At 46.9% G+C, this 19,686-nt stretch carries 16 protein-coding genes; 7 read left to right on the top strand and 9 right to left on the bottom strand.

Going from position 1 to position 19,686, the window contains the following annotated elements:
• Positions 1-565: 565 nt before the first annotated feature.
• The 8 genes from R7F67_RS04150 to R7F67_RS04115 form a co-directional block, all read right to left on the bottom strand.
• Complete coding sequence (locus tag R7F67_RS04150; protein WP_373921102.1) at positions 566-2,587, bottom strand: diguanylate cyclase; 2,022 nt, start codon at positions 2,585-2,587, stop codon at positions 566-568.
• A 462-nt stretch (positions 2,588-3,049) separates the two neighbouring features.
• Entirely contained in the window at positions 3,050-3,808 is a 759-nt protein-coding gene (locus R7F67_RS04145) for an SDR family oxidoreductase (RefSeq protein WP_033906450.1), read from the bottom strand.
• A 9-nt stretch (positions 3,809-3,817) separates the two neighbouring features.
• A complete protein-coding gene (gene mmsB / locus R7F67_RS04140; protein ID WP_033906449.1) occupies positions 3,818-4,714 on the bottom strand; it encodes a 3-hydroxyisobutyrate dehydrogenase in 897 nt (298 codons plus the stop codon).
• A 19-nt stretch (positions 4,715-4,733) separates the two neighbouring features.
• On the bottom strand, positions 4,734-5,864 hold the full coding sequence (locus R7F67_RS04135; protein WP_033906448.1) for an enoyl-CoA hydratase/isomerase family protein: 1,131 nt from the start codon (positions 5,862-5,864) through the stop codon (positions 4,734-4,736).
• 10 nt (positions 5,865-5,874) lie between these two features.
• Positions 5,875-6,651, bottom strand: a complete 777-nt coding sequence (locus R7F67_RS04130) for an enoyl-CoA hydratase (protein ID WP_213891419.1) — start codon at positions 6,649-6,651, stop codon at positions 5,875-5,877.
• Between the two features lie 49 nt (positions 6,652-6,700).
• Positions 6,701-7,855 (bottom strand): acyl-CoA dehydrogenase family protein, encoded by a 1,155-nt coding sequence (locus tag R7F67_RS04125; protein ID WP_006741037.1) that lies wholly within the window; start codon positions 7,853-7,855, stop codon positions 6,701-6,703.
• 95 nt (positions 7,856-7,950) lie between these two features.
• Positions 7,951-9,444 (bottom strand): CoA-acylating methylmalonate-semialdehyde dehydrogenase, encoded by a 1,494-nt coding sequence (locus R7F67_RS04120; protein WP_318056987.1) that lies wholly within the window; start codon positions 9,442-9,444, stop codon positions 7,951-7,953.
• Positions 9,445-9,514: 70 nt separating this feature from the next.
• A complete protein-coding gene (locus tag R7F67_RS04115) occupies positions 9,515-10,693 on the bottom strand; it encodes a thiolase family protein (RefSeq protein WP_033906446.1) in 1,179 nt (392 codons plus the stop codon).
• Between the two features lie 209 nt (positions 10,694-10,902).
• Between R7F67_RS04115 and R7F67_RS04110 the strand changes: the two genes are divergently transcribed.
• The 7 genes from R7F67_RS04110 to R7F67_RS04080 all read left to right on the top strand — a co-directional run bounded on the left by R7F67_RS04110 (position 10,903) and on the right by R7F67_RS04080 (position 18,532).
• The gene (locus R7F67_RS04110; protein ID WP_005373242.1) at positions 10,903-11,289 is read left to right on the top strand and encodes a MerR family transcriptional regulator; all 387 of its coding nucleotides are present in this window, start codon (positions 10,903-10,905) and stop codon (positions 11,287-11,289) included.
• A 45-nt stretch (positions 11,290-11,334) separates the two neighbouring features.
• A complete protein-coding gene (locus R7F67_RS04105) occupies positions 11,335-12,504 on the top strand; it encodes an isovaleryl-CoA dehydrogenase (protein ID WP_005373245.1) in 1,170 nt (389 codons plus the stop codon).
• A gap of 114 nt (positions 12,505-12,618) precedes the next feature.
• The gene (locus R7F67_RS04100) at positions 12,619-14,226 is read left to right on the top strand and encodes a carboxyl transferase domain-containing protein (protein ID WP_053304724.1); all 1,608 of its coding nucleotides are present in this window, start codon (positions 12,619-12,621) and stop codon (positions 14,224-14,226) included.
• A gap of 105 nt (positions 14,227-14,331) precedes the next feature.
• Positions 14,332-15,114 carry an enoyl-CoA hydratase-related protein gene (locus tag R7F67_RS04095; protein WP_017633676.1) on the top strand — a complete coding sequence of 261 codons (783 nt, stop codon included), beginning with the start codon at positions 14,332-14,334 and terminating at the stop codon, positions 15,112-15,114.
• Positions 15,107-17,155: an acetyl/propionyl/methylcrotonyl-CoA carboxylase subunit alpha gene (locus R7F67_RS04090; protein ID WP_318056981.1), complete on the top strand. Its 2,049-nt coding sequence runs from the start codon at positions 15,107-15,109 to the stop codon at positions 17,153-17,155. The genes R7F67_RS04095 and R7F67_RS04090 overlap by 8 nt, the downstream gene beginning before the upstream one ends.
• Positions 17,136-18,038 (top strand): hydroxymethylglutaryl-CoA lyase, encoded by a 903-nt coding sequence (locus tag R7F67_RS04085; RefSeq protein WP_033906441.1) that lies wholly within the window; start codon positions 17,136-17,138, stop codon positions 18,036-18,038. The genes R7F67_RS04090 and R7F67_RS04085 overlap by 20 nt, the downstream gene beginning before the upstream one ends.
• 173 nt (positions 18,039-18,211) lie before the next feature.
• Positions 18,212-18,532 (top strand): DUF1840 domain-containing protein, encoded by a 321-nt coding sequence (locus R7F67_RS04080; RefSeq protein WP_005373256.1) that lies wholly within the window; start codon positions 18,212-18,214, stop codon positions 18,530-18,532.
• 98 nt (positions 18,533-18,630) lie between these two features.
• On the opposite strand, the gene R7F67_RS04075 is transcribed toward R7F67_RS04080, so the two are convergent.
• Positions 18,631-19,497, bottom strand: coding sequence for a mechanosensitive ion channel family protein (locus R7F67_RS04075; RefSeq protein ID WP_005463614.1), 867 nt, complete (start codon positions 19,495-19,497; stop codon positions 18,631-18,633).
• Between the last annotated feature and the right edge of the window lie 189 nt (positions 19,498-19,686).

Genomic DNA, 19,686 nt, shown 5'->3' with positions numbered 1-19,686 from the left:
ATAAAATGCCTGAAAATTAATTCGAACTCAAATTATTTTTAAAGAAAAATGTTAGTAAAAAAGGATGAAAAGTTGAGGGTGTACGAAAAATCGCTCGGTAAGAACTTGTCGGGATAACTAGATTTCAGTTTAAGAACAAACAAACAAGAAAAACAAAATCAAACGCTTAACTCTTTCTCTATTTTTAAAACGATGATGAACGAGTTGATTTTTGAACAACAAAAATCTGTGCCACAAAAATTTTATATCGACCACTAATCATTTCACCTGTACATGGTTTGTTTGTACAAAGAATAGACACACTAGTTTGTTATAGTTTTGTAGACACAAGTGGCATTCGCACTTTGAAGGTGAAGGAGGCAAAAAGAGAGGTTATATTGAACGCCATGAATATGCGATTCGATATCCTTAAGCCATTTTTAAGTAATATCGCCAAGTGACTTTAAGATGTTAGATTCAGCGTTTTATATTCGAAGCAAGGATCTCAAAGTCACTTGGCTATCAAAGTAAATGGGAGGGATAAGTTCAGATTCATCGTGCGATGAGCCTGAACTTTTGATTTCTGTTACGCTAGCGAGCGACCTTTCACGCAGTTGCGTCCGTTCGCTTTCGCTTGATAAAGCAATTTATCGGCCTGATCGCAAAGTGATTTAAAACTCATCTCATTATCTTCAGTGGTAACGACTCCAAAACTACAGGTCACTCTCACTTCTTCTTTCTGTTCCGTAACAAAGCCATGTAGGGATAAAGCGCTACGTAAACGTTCTGCAGTAATAAGGGCGTTTTTATGGTCTGTATTGGGCATAACAACAACAAACTCTTCCCCACCAAAGCGAGCAACAATGTCGTTCTCACGTACAGTTTCCTCCAACACTTTGGCAACGCCCGTTAGTACGGTATCTCCAAACACATGCCCATAGGTATCATTTACCTGCTTGAAATAATCCACATCGATTAACGCTAAAGTTACTGGCCCCGATTGTGGTTTATTTGGCACCATTTTCTGTTTATCGAGTTTGCTATCTACCCATTTATTTAAAGCTAGATAACCGTACTTAACTTGCTCGACTTGCTCAAAAACAAAGTGTTGTATCTTTTCTTGCTTAGATTGAGGTACCGGTTTCTCTTTTCGCTCACGCCTCACTTCTACTGGCTTAGTGAACCAGTCCTCTAAAAAACGGCGATTGAACAACCCTGTCAATGTGTCTGTCTTTGCGAGGCGACGCATTCTCAAACGCGAGCGATTGACGACGAGAAATACTACCGCCATCAAAAATAGAACACCGATGAGCGCAAGTAGCGCTTCACCCAATAAGTAAAAAGTACGACGGTTATTTTCTAGCTCCATACGCTGCAACACATTGTTCCAGTTGAGATCTTCGTTCTCATATTCAAGTCGTTCCAATTCAAATAACGTCTGCTGGCGCTCAAGATTTTCAACTTCTCTTTGATTACTAAATTGGATAAATTTATCGTGATAGTTACCGTAAGTTTCGAATGCTAGTTTAAAGTCATTGCTCCCCGCATAGGCTATAGCGGCGACTTTTAGTAGCTCCATTTGCTGTTGCTTGACGTATCGACTCTCTATAATCTCCGGCAGCATTGGCGCGATCATCGCTAAAAGTATTTCAAATTGCTGCTGCTCTAACATATATTCGGCTTGTAACAACTTAAATGTTGCCAAATACGCGCTAGACGTTTCTCTGTACTGTAAATTCTCCGCCAGCTTCAAGTGGTTAACCATCTTCTTTTCTTGATTCGTCTCGCGATATAAAGCTGCAAGTTCAAGGTTAACTCGAAATCTAAAGCGTCCATCACCGATAATTTGAGCCAGCTTTAACGCTCGCTGATATGACGCTATCGCCTCTTCGTATTGGAACTGTGCTTTATGAAGTTTCGCTATCGTCAAAACGCTCAACAACTCATTGAACGACATACGCCTATCCCTAAAATAGCGATATGCTTGTTCCAAAAGCGCCTCAGATCGGTCGTAACCCTGAATTTTGACAAGTACGTCACCTAGCTCTAGTGCTGCACGTTCGACCAGCCCGTGAACACCTGAAGATTCAGCCACATCCATGGACGACATAAGTGCAGCATAGGATTTTTTAAACTCACCTTGCTCATCGTAATAGCGTCCTTTTAGCAACAGGATTTCTGATTCAAGTTGCTTATCACCATTCTCACGCGATGTTTCCAACAAGCTATCCAACGCAGAAAGCGCGGTATCGATATCGCTCTTTCCAACCATAGTTCGCATCTGAATCAACTTAAACAGGAGATACTCATGGCTCTGTGGACGCACAAGCTCCAATCCTTTTTGAACGACACTCTGACTCTCTTCTACGCGCCCTAGCAGCTCTAAAACCGTGGCCTTGGCAAGCCAGTAACGCACCAACAGCGCTGTTGGTTGGTTTTGTAGTAAAGACTCTTCTTCTAACGCTTCAATCAAAGCTAAAGAACTCTGAGGTAATGCGTAAATTTGATTTTCGATGCCTTCTAACGACTGTAAAAACTTACCTTCCTGTTCCACCTTTTCTGTGGAGGCCTGAACAGAAAAACACAGACACCCCAATAATAGCGGCATCGTCCTAAGCGAATGAAATAGTGACATTATTGCTCTTCCCTAATGGGTAGTTACTTCAGTGTAATTGAGAATTCTGATTATTTATTATTAAGACAACTGAAGGTTATTCAGTCAGCCTCATATTCCCATGTATTTTGCGCTGAATAATAAATCACCATCTTTAGATGCCGAAATAGTTTTCGGTTACAATATGACCAATAAGAATGTTTTTTACACACCAAGAATGACGATCTCGTTAGTGAGACAAAAGATCGTCTTAGTTGTGAGTTAATACATTTACATGACAAGCAATATAGAACTAACCATTCACATTAGAAATAGAATCAATTTTTATACCGTTCGATGAGATAGCAGTCGACCATGCATCCAATACATTTTTCAGATAGAAGCAATAAAAGAAAGAAGAAAGTGGAAGGAAGCGGACAATCAAACTCGCTCCCCTTTTTTATGTTGCAGAGGGGGTTACATTCGCATTCCGCCATCGACTTCGAACACTCGTCCGGTCACGAATTCGTTGGTTAACACGTATTTTATGGTCGATGAAATTTCATCCGCCAAACCTAAACGTCCAACCGGAATCATTCCGATTAAACGTTCCATCGCTTCAGGTTTTATTTGGTCTGTCATGGCAGTTTTGATGACACCCGGAGCAATCGCCACTGAGCGAATTCCGAAACGCCCTAACTCTTTCGCCCACACCGTTGCCATGGTGGCTACCGCCGCTTTAGATGCTGAATAGTTGGTTTGACCAATATTCCCGGCACGCGCAACGCTGGATATGTTGATCAGAACCCCTTTGCTATCGGTGTTCAGCATTACCTTGCTCGCTTCACGGCCACACAGGAAAGTGCCTGTTACATTCACATCTAGAACAGACTGAAATTGTTCCAGCGACATCGTGTTAACCTGACCATCTTTGACTTTAATGAACATACCATCACGCATAATACCTGCGTTATTGATAACGCCATTGAGCTGCTTGAAATCTGCCTCAATTTGCTCAAAAGCAGTGCACACCTGCTGTTCGTCAGTCACGTTCGTCACATAAAAACGAGCGGTAACGCCGAGAGATTCACATTCCGCTTTCGTTTCAGCCAGTTGCTCTGAATTGAGGTCGATAAGCGCAAGATGAACGCCATTTTCCGCCAGTGACAGTGCCATTTGTTTACCCAGCCCCTGCCCTGCCCCCGTGATCGCAATGACCTTATTTGCTAACTCCATAAGCGCTCCTTAGGCCTGATTTTGCTTTTGGTAGAACTCAAACAAGCTTGAAAAATCTTTTTGCCCGTTGCCCTGACCGTTGTGAAAATTAAACAGATTACGAGCCAAGCTGCCCATTGGCGTTGATGTTTGACTGGCAACCGCCGCTTCCATCGCAAGACCCAGATCTTTAGCCATTAACTGGCTCATAAAGCCGCCTTGATAACCATTGCTTGCAGGCGTATTTTCCATCACACCTGGACAAGGGTTATAAAGCTCTAGCGCCCAGTTACGCCCTGAACTTTGCAACATGATGTCGGAAAGCACTTTGGGATCGAGTCCGTTTTCCATCCCTAAATTTAGTGCTTCACAGGTGCCGCTCATCAAAATGCCCAACATCATGTTATTGCAGATCTTCGCGACCTGACCAGCTCCAACATCGCCCGCATGGAAGATGTTTTTACCCATGTGGCTAAGCACCGCTTTGGCTTGAACAAAGTTCTCTTGCGAGCCGCCAACAATGAAAGTTAACGTACCTGCTGCTGCGCCCGCAACGCCACCAGATACTGGTGCATCAACAAAACTTATACCAAGTTGCGATGCTTTTTCGCCAACCAAACGAGCAGTCGCAGGATCGATGGTGGATGAATCAATCAGCAAGGTGCCTGATTCGACGCTATCTAATATGCCATCTTGACCAAGATAAACGCTTTGAACGTGTTGGCTCGCTGGCAGCATAGTGACAACCACATCAACACCTTGTACTGCCTGCTGAACGGAATCGGCACTTGAAGCGCCCAATGCGGTCAACTCCTCAACTGCGTTTGGGTTCAAATCAAATACTTCGACGTTCAAGCCCGCTTTAAGTAGATTCTTAGCCATAGGCGCACCCATGTTACCAAGGCCAATAAATGCAATTTTGTCCATATCGTATTTCTTCCTTGTACTAAAGTGCCGCTATAGCTACCGACGATGCGGTCAGTGGGTATTCTGCTGAGTCAATTGGCGAGAAGAAGCGCTCCAAAACTTGTGGCGTTACGTCAGAAACCGTGCGATGTTGCCAAGTCGGTTGATTGGTTTTATCAATAATCAGCGCACGAACCCCTTCTCTAAAATCACCTTCTAAGCCACAACGTAGTGTTAGGTTAAATTCCATATCAAAACACGCTTTCAAAGAGAGGTTTTGATACTGCGTTAACTGCTGATAAGTGATACTGAGCGACAACGGACTGCCATAGTTCAGTGACTTCTGCGCATTGACGAACCACTTGTTATCAACGTTAGCACGGCTGATTGCATCAACAATTGACGCTAAGTCACCCGAACATAACTGCTCAATCAATTCCGCATAGGGCATCAACATCCCTTCGGTTGGCTCGTCCACGTGTACCGAACGCAGCGTAGTGGCGATTTTTTCGTTGATGTTCGCTTCACCTTTCCAACTTACCGATGCAAGCAGATCCAGCAGCACTTGCTTGTTTTCTGGCTGTGCAATCCATTGGCTTAACCCCAACGCTTTCATATCTGTTGCGTTAATTTGACAAGCCGTCAAACTTAAGAACAGTGCCAAATGTTTTGGCAACTGGTTCAGGAAGTACGTCGCGCCTACATCTGGGTAAAGGCCAATTTTAATCTCTGGCATTGCAAAGCGTGTGGTGGTTTCTGCTACGCGATGGCTGGCACCCATAAACAGGCCAACTCCCCCGCCCATCAAATAACCATGTCCCCACGCGATGATCGGTTTTGGATAAGTATGAATAAGATGGTCACAGCGATATTCGAGGTCAAAGAAGGTTTCCATCGCTGAAAACGCAGAATCAAAGTCTTGCTCTTTGTTTTCAAGTGCACGGTAGATCGCTTGAATATCACCACCAGCACAAAACGCTTTTTCACCTTGAGCATGCAAGAATACCGCGATGACGCTGTCGTCCGTTTGCCATTCATTAAGCTGTTTGTACAACTTCTCAATCATCACGTAACTCAACGCGTTGAGAGCTGCTGGGTTATCAAGCTCTAGCACACCAATAACAGAGCCATCAGCGCACTTAAGCTTTGAAACATTTACTGTACCTGTCATTTGGCCTCCGCTAGCTGTTTGTCCATTGTGGCTTGCGCTTTTGCAAAAACGCATTCACACCCTCAGTCTGATCTTGTGTATTGAACAGCTGTAAAAACAGTTCACGCTCCAAAACCAATCCAGCTGCATGAGTTTGGCTGCGTCGACCTTGAATGAGCGTTTTGCACGCAGACACAGATTTCGGTGATTGACCTGCAACACGCTGTGCTAGCTCCATAGCCGCTTCGAGTGCTTGACCTTTCGCCACCACCTCTTCGACTAACCCAATTTTTTCCGCTCGCTCGGCCGTCACACGCTCGCCACACAGGATCATACGCTTCGCCCAACCTTCACCTACCAACGCGGTCAGGTTTTGCGTCCCACCCGCACACGGCAACAAACCTACCGATGCTTCAGGAAGTGCCATTTGTACTTGTTCTTCTGCGATACGAATGTCACACGCCATCGCCACTTCCAGACCGCCGCCCATCGCATAGCCATTAATCGCTGCGATAGAAACCCCATCGAATGCAGACAGCGCTTCAAACGCTTCACCAAATGCGAACGCCATGTCTGCTGCTTGTGATTTATCACCCGATGCAAAGTTATTAAGATCTGCTCCAGCAGAAAAGAACTTCTCGCCTTCGCCTGTTAAAACCAACGCATAAATAGAGCGATCATTGCTAAGTTCAATCGCCAACTCTTTTAGCTGATTCAAAGACTCAAGCGTCCAAGTGTTCGCTGGCGGATTACTAATCGTGAGCTTGGCAATATGCGCTTCGCGCTCTAATTTCATTTGTGCCGTCATAATCTTTCAGTCCTTTTTAATTTCTTTAGGTAAGGCTGTGTCTCGCTGACTAAAGCAGCTCAACGCCTTCCGTTAGTAATCGTCTTGCGACGATCAGACGCATGATTTCGTTGGTACCTTCAAGAATTTGGTGAACACGAACGTCTCGGAAATGGCGCTCGACTGGATATTCTTTGATGTAGCCATAACCACCGTGAATTTGCAGCGCCTGATCGCAGACTTTAAAGCCCACATCAGTAGCAAAGCGTTTTGCCATGGCACAGTACGCACTTTTTTCTGCGTGCTGGGCATCGAGTTTAGCGGCAGCGAGTCGCACCATTTGACGCGCAGCGACCAGCTCAGTCGCCATATCAGCAAGCTTGAACTGCAACGCTTGAAATTGCGCCAGTGAACGGCCGAACTGTTTGCGTTCGTTCATGTATTGCTTGGCTTCGTTCAGTGCTTGTTGCGCAGTACCGACGGAACACGTGGCGATATTGATTCGACCGCCATCCAGACCAAGCATGGCGAACTTAAAGCCTTCTCCCTCTTCACCCAACAGATAGTCAGCCGGAATGCGGACATTTTCGAAGGTAATCATGCGAGTTGGCTGGCAGTTCCAACCCATTTTGGCTTCTTTTTTACCGTAGCTAATGCCTTCGCAATCAGCAGGAACAACGAATGCAGAAACGCCACTCGCTCCTTCACCACAGGAACGCGCCATCACGACTAATACATCTGTATCACCGGCACCCGAGATAAACACTTTTGCGCCATTGAGAACAAACTCATCGCCATCACGCACTGCGCTAGTCGTTAGAGAAGCGGCGTCAGAGCCGGCATTAGGTTCGGTTAAACAGTAGGAAGCGAGCTTTTCACCCGAAATTAGATCCGCGCTAAATTGCTGCGCCACTTCGGCTTTGGCAAAGCTGGTGATCATCCACGTCGCCATGTTGTGAATGGTCATAAACGCAGTAGTCGCGGTACAACCCATAGCCAACTGCTCGAAAATGATCGCCGCATCCAAACGAGATAACCCCAAGCCACCGTGCTCTGGTGGCGTGTAGATACTCAAAAAGCCCAGCTCACCCGCCTGACGCAGTACATCTTTAGGGAAGTGATGGTTTTCATCCCACTCGGCCGCGTGCGGCGCTAACATTTGGTCTGCAAACTGCTTTGCTACTTCGGCAAACGCGAGTTGATCTTCGTTTAATTCAAAATCCATCTTGAAGTCCTAAGGTCTAATTCGTTGCATTTGTATCCGAGCCAAGCCCTCTAAAAGGATGAAGGGCTTGGCTAGAGGTGTCGCTAATCCAGTAATTAGCTAAGTTGAATAGTCATGTTTGGACCGCTTGGAATGTCATCTTCAAACCAACGCGCGGTGACAGTTTTCGTCTCGGTGTAGAAGCGAACCGCTTGTTTACCGTAAGCATGCAGGTCGCCGTAGAAGCTGCCTTTCCACCCAGTAAATGAGAAAAATGGCAATGGCACCGGAATCGGCACGTTGATGCCTACGTTACCTACTTCGATATTGTGTTGATACTTTCTCGCGGCAGCGCCGTTCGCCGTAAAAATAGACGTACCATTACCAAAGCGGTTTGCATTGATCAGTTCAATCGCTTCATCTAGGTCATCCACTTCCATAGTTAACAGCACAGGCCCGAAAATTTCTTCCTGATAAATCGACATGTCTGTGGTCACGTTGGTAAACAGTGTTGGCCCCACCCAGTTACCGTTCGGAAAGCCAGGCACTTGGCAGTCTGTCCCGTCCAGAACACAATTCGCGCCTGACGCTTTGCCTTCATTAATCAGATTCACCACTCGCTGCTTCGCTTGAGGGCTAATCAGCGGACCATAACCAGCGGTTTCATCATCCCACGCGCCAGGCTGAACCTGAGCTAACGCCTCTTTAAGCTCTGGAATCCATTCTTTGGTTTCGCCGACAAATACGGCAACCGAAATAGCCATACAGCGTTGGCCTGCAGCACCAACTGACGCGCCAACTAGGTTATTGATGACTTGCTGTTTGTTTGCATCCGGCATGATGACCATGTGGTTCTTAGCACCTGCAAATGACTGCACGCGTTTCAGGTTGTCTGTACCTGTTTTGTAGATGTACTCACCAACGGGCACAGAGCCAACAAAAGAGATCGCACGAACAACTGGATCAGTCAGAATGCGGTCGACTTGCTCTTTGGTCCCGTGAACAACTTGCAATACGCCTTTTGGTGCGCCAGCTTGTTCAAACAGCTCCGCCAGTTTCATTGCCGTTAGTGGCACTTGCTCTGACGGCTTCAAAACAAAGGTGTTGCCACAAGCGATCGCCATCGGGAACATCCACAATGGGATCATCGCAGGGAAGTTAAACGGTGTAATGCCAGCACAAACGCCGAGCGGTTGAATGTAAGAGTAACCATCAATATTGGTCGCGACGTTCTCAACCGTTTCGCCCATCATTGAGCTACAAATGTTTGCAGCTTGCTCTACCACTTCAATTCCGCGCCAAATGTCACCCCTTGCATCCGCGAGGGTTTTGCCTGTCTCACTTGAAAGCAGTATCGCCAACTCATCGTGTTGCTCTTTTAACAGATGTTGGTAGCGCAACATCAATCTAGCACGCTCCGGCGCTGCAACTTCTTTCCAGCGTTTGAACGTTTCTGTTGCGCTGGCAATCGCCGCATTCATTTCCGATTCCGTGGCACAAGGTACTTGTGCAATCACTTCGTTGGTTGCCGGGTTGGTTACATCTAGCCATTGTTTTGAATCGGAGATGGCAAATTCACCACCGATATACTGCTTTACTTGTTCTGTCATGATGACATCCTTGTATTTTTCAGCTTGTTACTGACTACTGTTATGTAAGTGAAACTTTGTTGAGAGTGATTTAGCAGATTTCAATCGCGATAGCGGTAGCTTCGCCGCCGCCAATACAAAGCGATGCAACGCCACGCTTACCACCAGTTTGTTTTAGCGCATGAATCAAAGTGACAAGGATTCGATTGCCACTTGCGCCTATTGGATGCCCCAGCGCACAAGCCCCTCCGCGAGGGTTCACTTTGCTCTCGTTCAGTTCGAGAGCTTTCACCGCGTATTGAGTCACGACAGCAAAAGCTTCATTGATTTCCCAAAGGTCCACGTCTGATTTGTCCCAGCCCGTTTTTTCCAGCAGCGATTCAATCGCGAAGACTGGTGCGATGGTGAACTCATCAGGCTGTCTTGCATGCGTGCTGTACGCGACAATTTTGGCTAGAGGCTGAAGGTTTTCCTGACGACCAAACTCACTATCGACTAAGATCATTGCCGACGCACCATCCGAAATGGAACTAGAGTTTGCTGCGGTTACGCCGCCATCTTTGGCAAACGCAGGGCGTAAGGTAGGAATTTTAGTGACGTCGAGTTTGCTCGGTTGCTCATCATCTACAACCAAGGTTTCGCCGCGTCGACTTTTTACGTTAACGGGCACGATCTCTTCTTTGAACAAACCTTGTTCGATTGCTTGCTGCGCACGAGTAACCGACTGCTGCGCCCAGGCATCCATACTTTCACGGCTGAACTGATACTTTTGCGCCGTCTGTTCTGCAAAGACACCCATCAGCTCGCCTTGGTAGGCATCCTGCAAACCGTCATAAAACATGTGATCAAGCACTTGCTCGTGACCTAAACGGAAACCATCACGCGCTTTCTTTAATAGATAAGGAGAAGACGACATGTTTTCCATGCCACCAGCGATGACAGCATGCGCATTACCAGATTGAATAAGGTCATATGCCAGCATCACGGTTTTCATACCCGATCCACAAACTTTGTTCAGTGTCGTACAACCAATCGATTGTGGCATTTCAGCTTTAAGGCTTGCTTGTCTTGCAGGCGCTTGCCCCACACCGGCGGGTAAAACGCACCCCATCAACACTTCGTCTATTTTGTGCACATCGAGTTGGCTTTCGGCTAGCGCCCCTTGAATGGCTTTCGCACCGAGTTCCGTGACATCTGTTGAAGCTAATGCACCTTGAAAAGAGCCGATAGGCGTTCGCTTAGCGGCAACAATCCATGTTTCATTTTTCATTCCATTAACCTTTTGTTGACGTTTACGTCATAACTATACTAACATTTACGTCAACGTCAAGTTTGAGGTTATTGTTTGTTCGAGTGATTCTTTGATTTCGAGTAAATGCGAGTGATATCAAGGCTCAAGAGTGGATGTTGTTTGTTTACTTTAACGTTAACGAATTGTATATTCATGTAAATGTTATACGAAAGTCGTAAGGTTAAGGAATGAACACATTTAAGATCAGCGAGCTCGCGAAAGAGTTCGACATTACTACTCGAAGCATTCGCTTCTACGAAGATTTAGGTCTCCTAACTCCAGAACGTAAAGGCAACACTCGAATCTACAATGGTCGTGATCGAATTCGACTAAAACTGATTTTGCGAGGTAAGCGATTGGGCTTTTCTCTTGCAGATATCAAAGAGTTATTTGAACTCTACGATACCGATCAAAGTACTGAGCAGTTGAACTATATGATTCGGTTGATCGAAGAGAAGAAGGCAGCATTGCAACAGCAAGCAAACGACATTCAAGCGGTAATGATGGAGTTAAATGCTGCGCAGTTGCGATGCCAAAACACACTGAGATCCATGAAAGGCGAAAAAGTCACCTAACACCTCAACTCTGGGATGTAGGTGACGTAAAGGCAAGGACACGCAATGAAATCTACCTACTCTTCCCTGAACTTTGTTTATGACGAAAATACCGATTTGCTTCGCGAGCAAATCAATAGTTTTGCTGCAAGAGAAATTGCGCCGCTAGCGCAATCTATCGACCAAACTAACGACTTTCCAAACCATCTTTGGTCCAAATTAGGTGACATGGGTCTTTTAGGTGTGACCACCAGCGAAGAGTTTGGTGGTGCAGGCATGGGCTATCTCGCCCACGTTATCGCTATGGAAGAAATCAGCCGAGCATCCGCTTCGGTTGCGTTAAGTTACGGCGCTCACTCCAACCTTTGTGTCAACCAAATCCACCGCAACGGCACACAAGCACAAAAAGAGAAATACCTACCTAAGCTCATCTCCGGTGAACATATCGGCGCCCTTGCTATGAGTGAACCCGGCGCCGGCTCTGATGTGGTCTCTATGCAGCTTAAAGCCGAACGTAAAGGCGATATTTTCCTATTAAATGGCAACAAAATGTGGATCACCAACGGCCCTGATGCACACACCTATGTTGTCTACGCAAAAACAGACCCAAGCCAGCACTCCAAAGGCATCACGGCGTTTATTGTGGAACGCGGATTCCCTGGATTTACTCAAGCACAAAAACTCGACAAGTTGGGCATGCGCGGCTCGAATACGTGTGAGCTGGTCTTCCAAAACTGCGAAGTCCCTGCGGAGAATATTCTCGGCGAAGAAAACCAAGGCGTGAAAGTATTGATGAGCGGCCTCGACTACGAACGTGTGGTGCTTGCAGGCGGCCCACTTGGCATCATGCAGGCGTGTATGGATATCGTTGTGCCTTACATTCACGACCGTAAACAGTTCGGTAAATCCATCGGTGAATTCCAGCTAGTTCAAGCAAAAATCGCCGATATGTACACACAAATGAATGCCGCTAAAGCGTATGTTTACGCCGTCGCTGCCGCTTGTGATCGCGGTGAAACCACACGTAAAGATTCTGCTGGCGCGATCCTCTACAGCGCAGAGCTGGCAACCAAGATGGCACTGGATGCGATTCAACTACTTGGCGGTAACGGCTACATCAACGAGTTTGATACGGGCCGTTTGTTGCGAGATGCCAAGCTGTATGAAATCGGTGCGGGCACTTCAGAAATTCGCCGCATGCTTATTGGTCGCGAATTGTTTAACGAAAGCGCCTAATCAACATACCTAGGCGTTCTGAATCTAAATAAATTCCTTATTCAACCTAAATCTTATTCAACATAGATAAAGGCGGGTGGTGTCACCCGTCTACCGAATGGAGATCGGCTATTTATGGCTTGTTTGACGACCAATATTAATACCCATTCAGAGCAGTATCAGGAAAACTACCGCTCTATGGCGTCGCTCGTGGATCAACTCTATACCGTGACTGCGCAAATCGAAGATGGTGGCGGCGAGAAAGCACGTGAGCATCAGCAGAAGAAAGGCAAACTTCCGGTACGTGAGCGCATTCTTGCCCTCCTCGATCCCGGTTCATCCTTCTTAGAAATTGGCCAGTTCGCGGGTTGGGATGTGTATCCAGATTACGTTCCATGTGCTGGAGTGGTTGCCGGTGTGGGTGTAATTGACGGCACTGAGTGCATGATCGTCGCGAACGACGTGACGGTAAAAGGCGGCAGTTACTACCCACTCACCGTGAAAAAGCACTTAAGAGCACAAGAAATTGCAGAAAAATGCCAACTGCCGTGTGTTTACTTAGTCGATTCTGGCGGCGCTAACCTACCCCGCCAAGATGAGGTCTTCCCAGACAAAGACCACTTCGGTCGTATTTTCTATAACCAAGCCCGAATGTCAGCCAAGGGTATCCCGCAAATCGCTGTGGTCATGGGGCTATGTACCGCTGGCGGCGCTTATGTTCCTGCGATGTGTGATGTTTCCATCATAGTCAAAGAACAAGGCACGATTTTCTTGGCAGGTCCACCTCTTGTAAAAGCAGCGACAGGTGAAGAAGTCAGCGCGGAAGATCTTGGTGGCGCAGACGTTCATTGTCGCACCTCTGGTGTGGCGGACTATTACGCAGAAAATGATCACCACGCGTTAGAGTTGGCAAGACAAGCCGTTTCTCAAATTAACCACTTGAAACCCGTCCAACTCAAGCAAAAAACGCCACTGGAGCCGCGTTTTCCTGCCCAAGAGCTGTACGGCATCGTCGGAACCGATCTCAAAAAGCCGTTTGATGTTAAAGAGGTCATTGCCCGAATTGTTGATGATTCCCAGTTCGATGAATTTAAAGCCTTGTTCGGCGAAACCTTGGTCTGTGGCTTTGCCCATATTCACGGTATGCCGATTGGCATTGTCGCTAACAACGGCATTCTATTTTCGGAATCAGCACAAAAAGGCGCGCATTTTATTGAGCTGTGCGCACAACGCAAAATTCCTCTGCTCTTCTTGCAGAACATCACGGGCTTTATGGTCGGTCAGAAGTACGAAGCCGAAGGCATCGCCAAACATGGTGCGAAAATGGTAACTGCTGTTGCGTGTGCAGACGTGCCGAAGTTTACCGTGGTTATTGGTGGATCGTATGGCGCAGGGAACTACGGCATGTGTGGCCGCGCTTATGATCCAACCATGATGTGGATGTGGCCAAACGCACGCATCTCCGTAATGGGTGGAGAGCAAGCGGCTGGCGTGATGGCGCAAGTGACCCGCGATATCAAAACTCGCAAAGGTGAAAGCTGGAGCGTAGAGGAAGAAGAAGCGTTCAAACGTCCAATTGCGGAGCAATATCAGACTCAAAGTCACGCTTATTACGCCAGTGCTCGTTTGTGGGACGACGGCATTATTGACCCTGCGAAAACCCGTGATGTTGTCGGCATTGCTCTGTCTGCTGCGCTTAATGCGCCAATACCAGACAGCAAATTTGGCATCTTCCGTATGTAGCCGGATGCAAGGCAAACCTTAACTCCTCGCGAATACCGATGTTTATACAAGTAACGGTTAGCGAGCATTGGAATAGAGACTGAAATGTCAGACAAAGGAAGTCACATGACCGGACTACTGCTTGAAAAAGACAGCAATGGCGTTGCTTGGTTGAGCCTCAATCGACCAGAGAAACACAACGCGTTTAATGATGAATTAATTGCTTCACTTATCGAAACCTTGGAAAAACTTGAGAGAGACGACTCTCTACGTGCATTGGTACTAACGGCGCAAGGGAAACACTTTTCTGCGGGTGCGGATCTTGGCTGGATGCAGTCAATGGCCACCAAAACCGAGAGTGAAAACCTGCAAGATGCACAGCAACTAGCAAAACTTTTGCATACGCTGGATACCTTTAGCAAACCGACTATTGCTATGGTGCATGGCGCTGCATTTGGCGGCGCACTTGGGCTTATCTGCTGCTGCGATATCGCTATTGGTACACCTGAAAGCCGCTTCTGTTTGAGTGAAGTGAAGCTCGGTTTGTTACCCGCCACCATCGGACCTTACGTAATCCGAGCGATTGGACAACGACAAAGCCGACGCTACTTTTTAACCGCGGAACTGATTGATGCCGAAACCGCGCTATCGATGAGTATTCTTCATCAGATAGACGCTCAACCACGTGAAGCCGTCAATCGCACCATTGATCACCTGCTCAACAACGGTCCACAAGCCATGCAGGCTGCAAAAGCACTTTGTTTACGCTGTGATAACCAACCTATCGATCATTCATTAATTGAATACACCAGCCAAGCTATTGCAACCGCTCGCGTGTCCAGTGAAGGACAAGAAGGACTAGCTGCATTTTTTGAAAAGCGCGCCGCCAATTGGAGGAATCATGTTTAAAAGAATACTGATCGCAAACCGCGGTGAAATTGCCTGCCGAATCATTAAAACCGCAAAAAGCATGGCTATCGAGACGGTAGCCGTCTATTCCGAAGCGGATCGCAGCAGCTTACATGTTAAACAAGCGGATTTCGCTGAATTCATTGGCCCCGCTCCTGCGAGTGAATCGTATCTCTATATCGATGCGATTATCGGCGCTGCGAAAAAATGGCAAGCCGATGCTATCCACCCTGGGTATGGTTTTCTTTCCGAGAACCCGAAACTAGCCAAAGCGTGCAGCGAAAATGGCATTGTCTTTATTGGCCCTTCCACCAGCGCAATTGAGGCGATGGGTTCGAAGTCGCAAGCCAAAGCCATCATGTCTGAGGCGAACGTGCCCTTGGTTCCCGGCTATCACGGCACAGACAACAGCGTAGAGCACTTATTAGCGGAAGCTGAAAAAATCGGTTACCCAGTGATGCTTAAAGCAACCCAAGGGGGTGGCGGTAAAGGCATGCGAGTAGTCAATAGCGCAGCCGAAATGCCGCTGGCCATCGACGGTGCGCAGCGTGAAGCACTTTCAAGCTTTGGCGACAAGCGGCTTCTAATCGAAAAATGCATATTGCAGCCTCGCCACGTTGAAGTTCAGGTATTTGCTGACCAACATGGCAACTGTGTCTATCTTTCTGATCGCGATTGCTCCATTCAACGCCGTCACCAAAAAGTTGTGGAGGAAGCACCAGCTCCCGGTCTTAGTGATGAACTGCGTAAACAAATGGGTGAAGCTGCGGTTCAGGCCGCTCAAGCGATCGACTATGTTGGCGCGGGCACGGTGGAGTTCTTACTCGATAGCCGAGGTCAATTCTACTTCATGGAGATGAATACCCGTCTGCAAGTTGAACACCCTGTCACTGAATTGATCACCAGCGTTGATTTGGTGGAGTGGCAATTCAAAGTTGCAGCTGGCGAGCATTTACCTATTTCGCAATCTGAAATCACCCACAACGGCCATTCAATTGAGCTGCGAATTTACGCAGAAGATACAGACAATGACTTTATGCCGTCGACTGGCCGCATTGACTACTTAAAAGAACCCGTATCAGACAGTAATGTGCGCCTAGCGTGCGTACGCGTTGATAGTGGTGTTACCCAAGGCGATAGCATCAGCGAATATTACGATCCAATGATCAGCAAACTGATCGTCTGGGGGCAAACTCGTGATATCGCGCTAAAGCAGCTTAAGCAGGCGTTAACTCAATATCACGTACGTGGAGTAACGACAAACATTGGTTATCTGCACAGTATTATTTCGCAGCCAGCCTTTGCCGAGATTGAGCTCGATACAGGTTTCCTCGTAACACATCAACAAGGCATAAATGAGCAGCAAGACGTGTCGGATTCAATCTGGCTTACATTGGCGGCGGTTGCTCACCGGAATGATCTCATTTCAAAATCAGACAGCTCAACGTTACCCGCGCCAACCAGACGAGGTTTTAGACTGTCAGTTGACAACGTTTACCGATTTAACTTCACGGATGCCAATGCCAACCATCAGGTACGTTTGCAACAATCATCGCAAGATACAGGATCTCACTTCACTGTCCGATGTGGTGAGGAGCTGCATCAGGTCATCCTGCTTGAAAGTGACAACCAGATTATCGTCGATATTGATAATGTGCGTTACACCTTTAATGCACTTAGCGATGAACAAAGAACAACACTATTTTATCTTGGTCAGCAGCGTACGTTCGCTCATCAACCTAACTTTGACTCTGCAAAAGATGTAGATGATGAACTAAGTCCAACCGCACCACTCAACGGCATAATTTCAGCAGTTATGGTGGCTAAAGGTGACGAAGTGGCGACGGGCGATCTGCTTTTGGTACTCGAAGCAATGAAAATGGAATACACCATCACGGCTCCGGTCGCAGCAACAGTCGACGAATTGTTTTATCAGCACGGGGACCAAGTACAGCACGGTTCCATACTGCTGAATTTGTCTTTGATATCGGATAACGTCAGTGAAGATAAGGAGCGCGAATATGCTACCAGCGAAGGTTAATATCGTCGAAGTCGGCGCTCGTGATGGTCTGCAAAATGAAACGGCAGTGACGCTGGTTGATAAAATCCGTTTGATTAACCAACTAAGCAGCAGTGGCTTAAAGCATATTGAGGCGGGATCTTTCGTCTCTCCAAGGTGGGTGCCTCAAATGGCCGATTCCGATCAGGTGTTTGCTGGTATCTCAAAAAAGCCTGACGTGGTTTATAGCGCGCTCACACCAAATCTCGCAGGGTTAGAACGTGCGCTGGAAAGCAGTGTAAAGCGAATTGCGGTGTTTGGCTCCGCTTCAGAAACGTTCAGCCAGAAGAACATCAACTGCAGCATTACCGAAAGTCTCGCTCGATTTGAACCCGTTATCGAATTGGCGAACCAGCACAACATTCCTGTACGCGGGTACTTGTCTTGTACCATGGTGTGTCCATATGAGGGAGTAATCAAGCCAGAGCAAACTACCAAGGTCGCCAATACGTTGTTTGATATGGGATGTTATGAGATTTCGCTCGGTGATACTGTCGGTAAAGCAACGCCTAATCGCGTTATCGCCATGCTGGATTCGTTGTTAACGCTACTGCCAAAAGACGCGCTCGCAGTACATTTTCATGACACTTATGGACAAGCATTAGCCAATATCTACCAAGCCTTGTTAATGGGCATCAACACCATTGATAGCGCAGTAGCGGGGCTCGGCGGCTGCCCTTACGCGAAAGGAGCCAGTGGCAATGTTGCAACGGAAGATGTACTTTATCTGTGTGAGCAACTTGGGATTGAAACAGGCGTTGACCTTGGCGTCATCAATGAAGCGGGTTGGCAAATTTGCCGTGCGTTAGGAAAGTCTCCTGCTTCTAGGGTCGCATTGGCTCTAGGCGATCCGTATAGCTTGTAAATCATCAACAACCAATCAGGTAATGTATTTCAACGGGCATGCAGACGTACGTGCCCGTTTTTTGTTGTTACTCATAAAAACCTTAACGCTCAACGGTCTTCATCACATTAATTAGTGTCTGATTTCAGCTACAATTTAGTTTCAAACCGAACATATAAAACAGGATCAGGTAAATGCTCATAACATTTCGTTGTCGAAGCCACTCAAACGTCACAATGTTTGGTGATATTGCATTAGATATGCTCAAAATGATGGGTCACAGCGGCACGGTGCCGGGATCAATTTCCGCTCAAGATGTTCCTGACGCGCTATCAAGATTAACTTCTGCTCTATCTGCGAAAAATGCAGCTGAAGAAAACCTCCCTACTGATGTAGACGAAGAGGAAGAACAAGCAGAGCCCGCGGTAAGCCTAGGACGCAGAGCGTTTCCACTGATTGAGTTGCTAAAATCAGCAATCAAAGAAGAATGCGAAGTCATGTGGGACAACCAATAACGCCTTCAAACTGGTTTCTAGCGAGGTGAATCCATATTGTGACCGCCTCGCTATCACTACTCGAAGCCAAGATAAGGGCACCTACACCGCTTATCGCCCTATCCGTTTCTCTCCCTAGACAACTTGATTTCCCCATCAATGTGCACATCTCGTTGTGGAAACGCGATTTCAATACCGTGCTTTTCGAAAGCTTCATAGATTTCAAAACGTATGGCACTTGCGACCGATCGAATCCCGCCTTCAACCGTTGAGTTAATCCAAAAATAAGATTCGAAGATCAAAGCATTATCGCCAAAGTCTTGAAAAAACACGTCTGGAGCTGGCGAACTCAGAACTTGCGCTTGCTGCGAAGTCACCTCCGCCATTAAGGCAGCAACCTGTTTGACATCGCTCCCATACGCGACGCCGACGACGACCGAGCCACGGACTAATCTGTCGCATAACGTCCAGTTGATCACCACGTTCTCAATCAATTGACTGTTGGGAATGAGCATGTGAACGCCATCGGTTCGCCTGATTCGCGTTGAACGCGTATTTATTTGCTCGACAATGCCTTTGGCTCCCTCGACCTCTAAAAAGTCCCCAATTCGGATTGGCTTTTCACCAATCAAAATCCAGCCACTTATGAAGTTGTTAATGATGTTTTGTGCACCAAAACCGAAGCCGATAGCGATGGCACCAGACAGAAAGGCGAACGCGGTGATTGGCACATTGATCATCGAAAGTGTGGTCATAAAAATAATGGCGAGAGCGATGACAAATAATATCCGTTTAACCAAATGAATGACGTTTGGATCTTTCCCCGATGAGGACATTCTTGACGTAACGGTTTTGATTAAAATTTTGGACAACCATAAAGCGACAATCACCCATGTCGGCACCATCAATATCGCCCACAACGTGATAGGTTGTTCGTTAAAGGTAAACAGCGTTGTTTCTAAAAATGAAATGACCCGTTCGAACATAAAGTGCTCACTCTTGATTCATCGTTGCCAGCAAGCCAGAGCGCATAAGTCTTAAATTTTTAGGTCAATCGATAGCGCAAGCGACTCAATTAAGTTCTACTTATTAACTATATTGTAATCTACGTAAAACGCTTCGAGTGGTTTCCCGCTTTGGCTTCAACACGATTAAGCCATTTAAGGAGTACGTCT

It is taken from the genome of Vibrio sp. YT-17 (assembly GCF_033337375.1).
In the GTDB taxonomy this organism is placed as follows: domain Bacteria; phylum Pseudomonadota; class Gammaproteobacteria; order Enterobacterales; family Vibrionaceae; genus Vibrio; species Vibrio alginolyticus.
This window is presented reverse-complemented; position numbering and strand designations above follow the sequence as displayed.

Excerpts from the sequence above, each read along its gene's own strand:
- R7F67_RS04150 (WP_373921102.1), bottom strand. The coding sequence starts at position 2,587 with ATGCCGCTATTATTGGGGTGTCTGTGTTTTTCTGTTCAGGCCTCCACA.
- R7F67_RS04145 (WP_033906450.1), bottom strand. The coding sequence starts at position 3,808 with ATGGAGTTAGCAAATAAGGTCATTGCGATCACGGGGGCAGGGCAGGGG.
- mmsB (WP_033906449.1), bottom strand. The coding sequence starts at position 4,714 with ATGGACAAAATTGCATTTATTGGCCTTGGTAACATGGGTGCGCCTATG.
- R7F67_RS04135 (WP_033906448.1), bottom strand. The coding sequence starts at position 5,864 with ATGACAGGTACAGTAAATGTTTCAAAGCTTAAGTGCGCTGATGGCTCT.
- R7F67_RS04130 (WP_213891419.1), bottom strand. The coding sequence starts at position 6,651 with ATGACGGCACAAATGAAATTAGAGCGCGAAGCGCATATTGCCAAGCTC.
- R7F67_RS04125 (WP_006741037.1), bottom strand. The coding sequence starts at position 7,855 with ATGGATTTTGAATTAAACGAAGATCAACTCGCGTTTGCCGAAGTAGCA.
- R7F67_RS04120 (WP_318056987.1), bottom strand. The coding sequence starts at position 9,444 with ATGACAGAACAAGTAAAGCAGTATATCGGTGGTGAATTTGCCATCTCC.
- R7F67_RS04115 (WP_033906446.1), bottom strand. The coding sequence starts at position 10,693 with ATGAAAAATGAAACATGGATTGTTGCCGCTAAGCGAACGCCTATCGGC.
- R7F67_RS04110 (WP_005373242.1), top strand. The coding sequence starts at position 10,903 with ATGAACACATTTAAGATCAGCGAGCTCGCGAAAGAGTTCGACATTACT.
- R7F67_RS04105 (WP_005373245.1), top strand. The coding sequence starts at position 11,335 with ATGAAATCTACCTACTCTTCCCTGAACTTTGTTTATGACGAAAATACC.
- R7F67_RS04100 (WP_053304724.1), top strand. The coding sequence starts at position 12,619 with ATGGCTTGTTTGACGACCAATATTAATACCCATTCAGAGCAGTATCAG.
- R7F67_RS04095 (WP_017633676.1), top strand. The coding sequence starts at position 14,332 with ATGACCGGACTACTGCTTGAAAAAGACAGCAATGGCGTTGCTTGGTTG.
- R7F67_RS04090 (WP_318056981.1), top strand. The coding sequence starts at position 15,107 with ATGTTTAAAAGAATACTGATCGCAAACCGCGGTGAAATTGCCTGCCGA.
- R7F67_RS04085 (WP_033906441.1), top strand. The coding sequence starts at position 17,136 with ATGCTACCAGCGAAGGTTAATATCGTCGAAGTCGGCGCTCGTGATGGT.
- R7F67_RS04080 (WP_005373256.1), top strand. The coding sequence starts at position 18,212 with ATGCTCATAACATTTCGTTGTCGAAGCCACTCAAACGTCACAATGTTT.
- R7F67_RS04075 (WP_005463614.1), bottom strand. The coding sequence starts at position 19,497 with ATGTTCGAACGGGTCATTTCATTTTTAGAAACAACGCTGTTTACCTTT.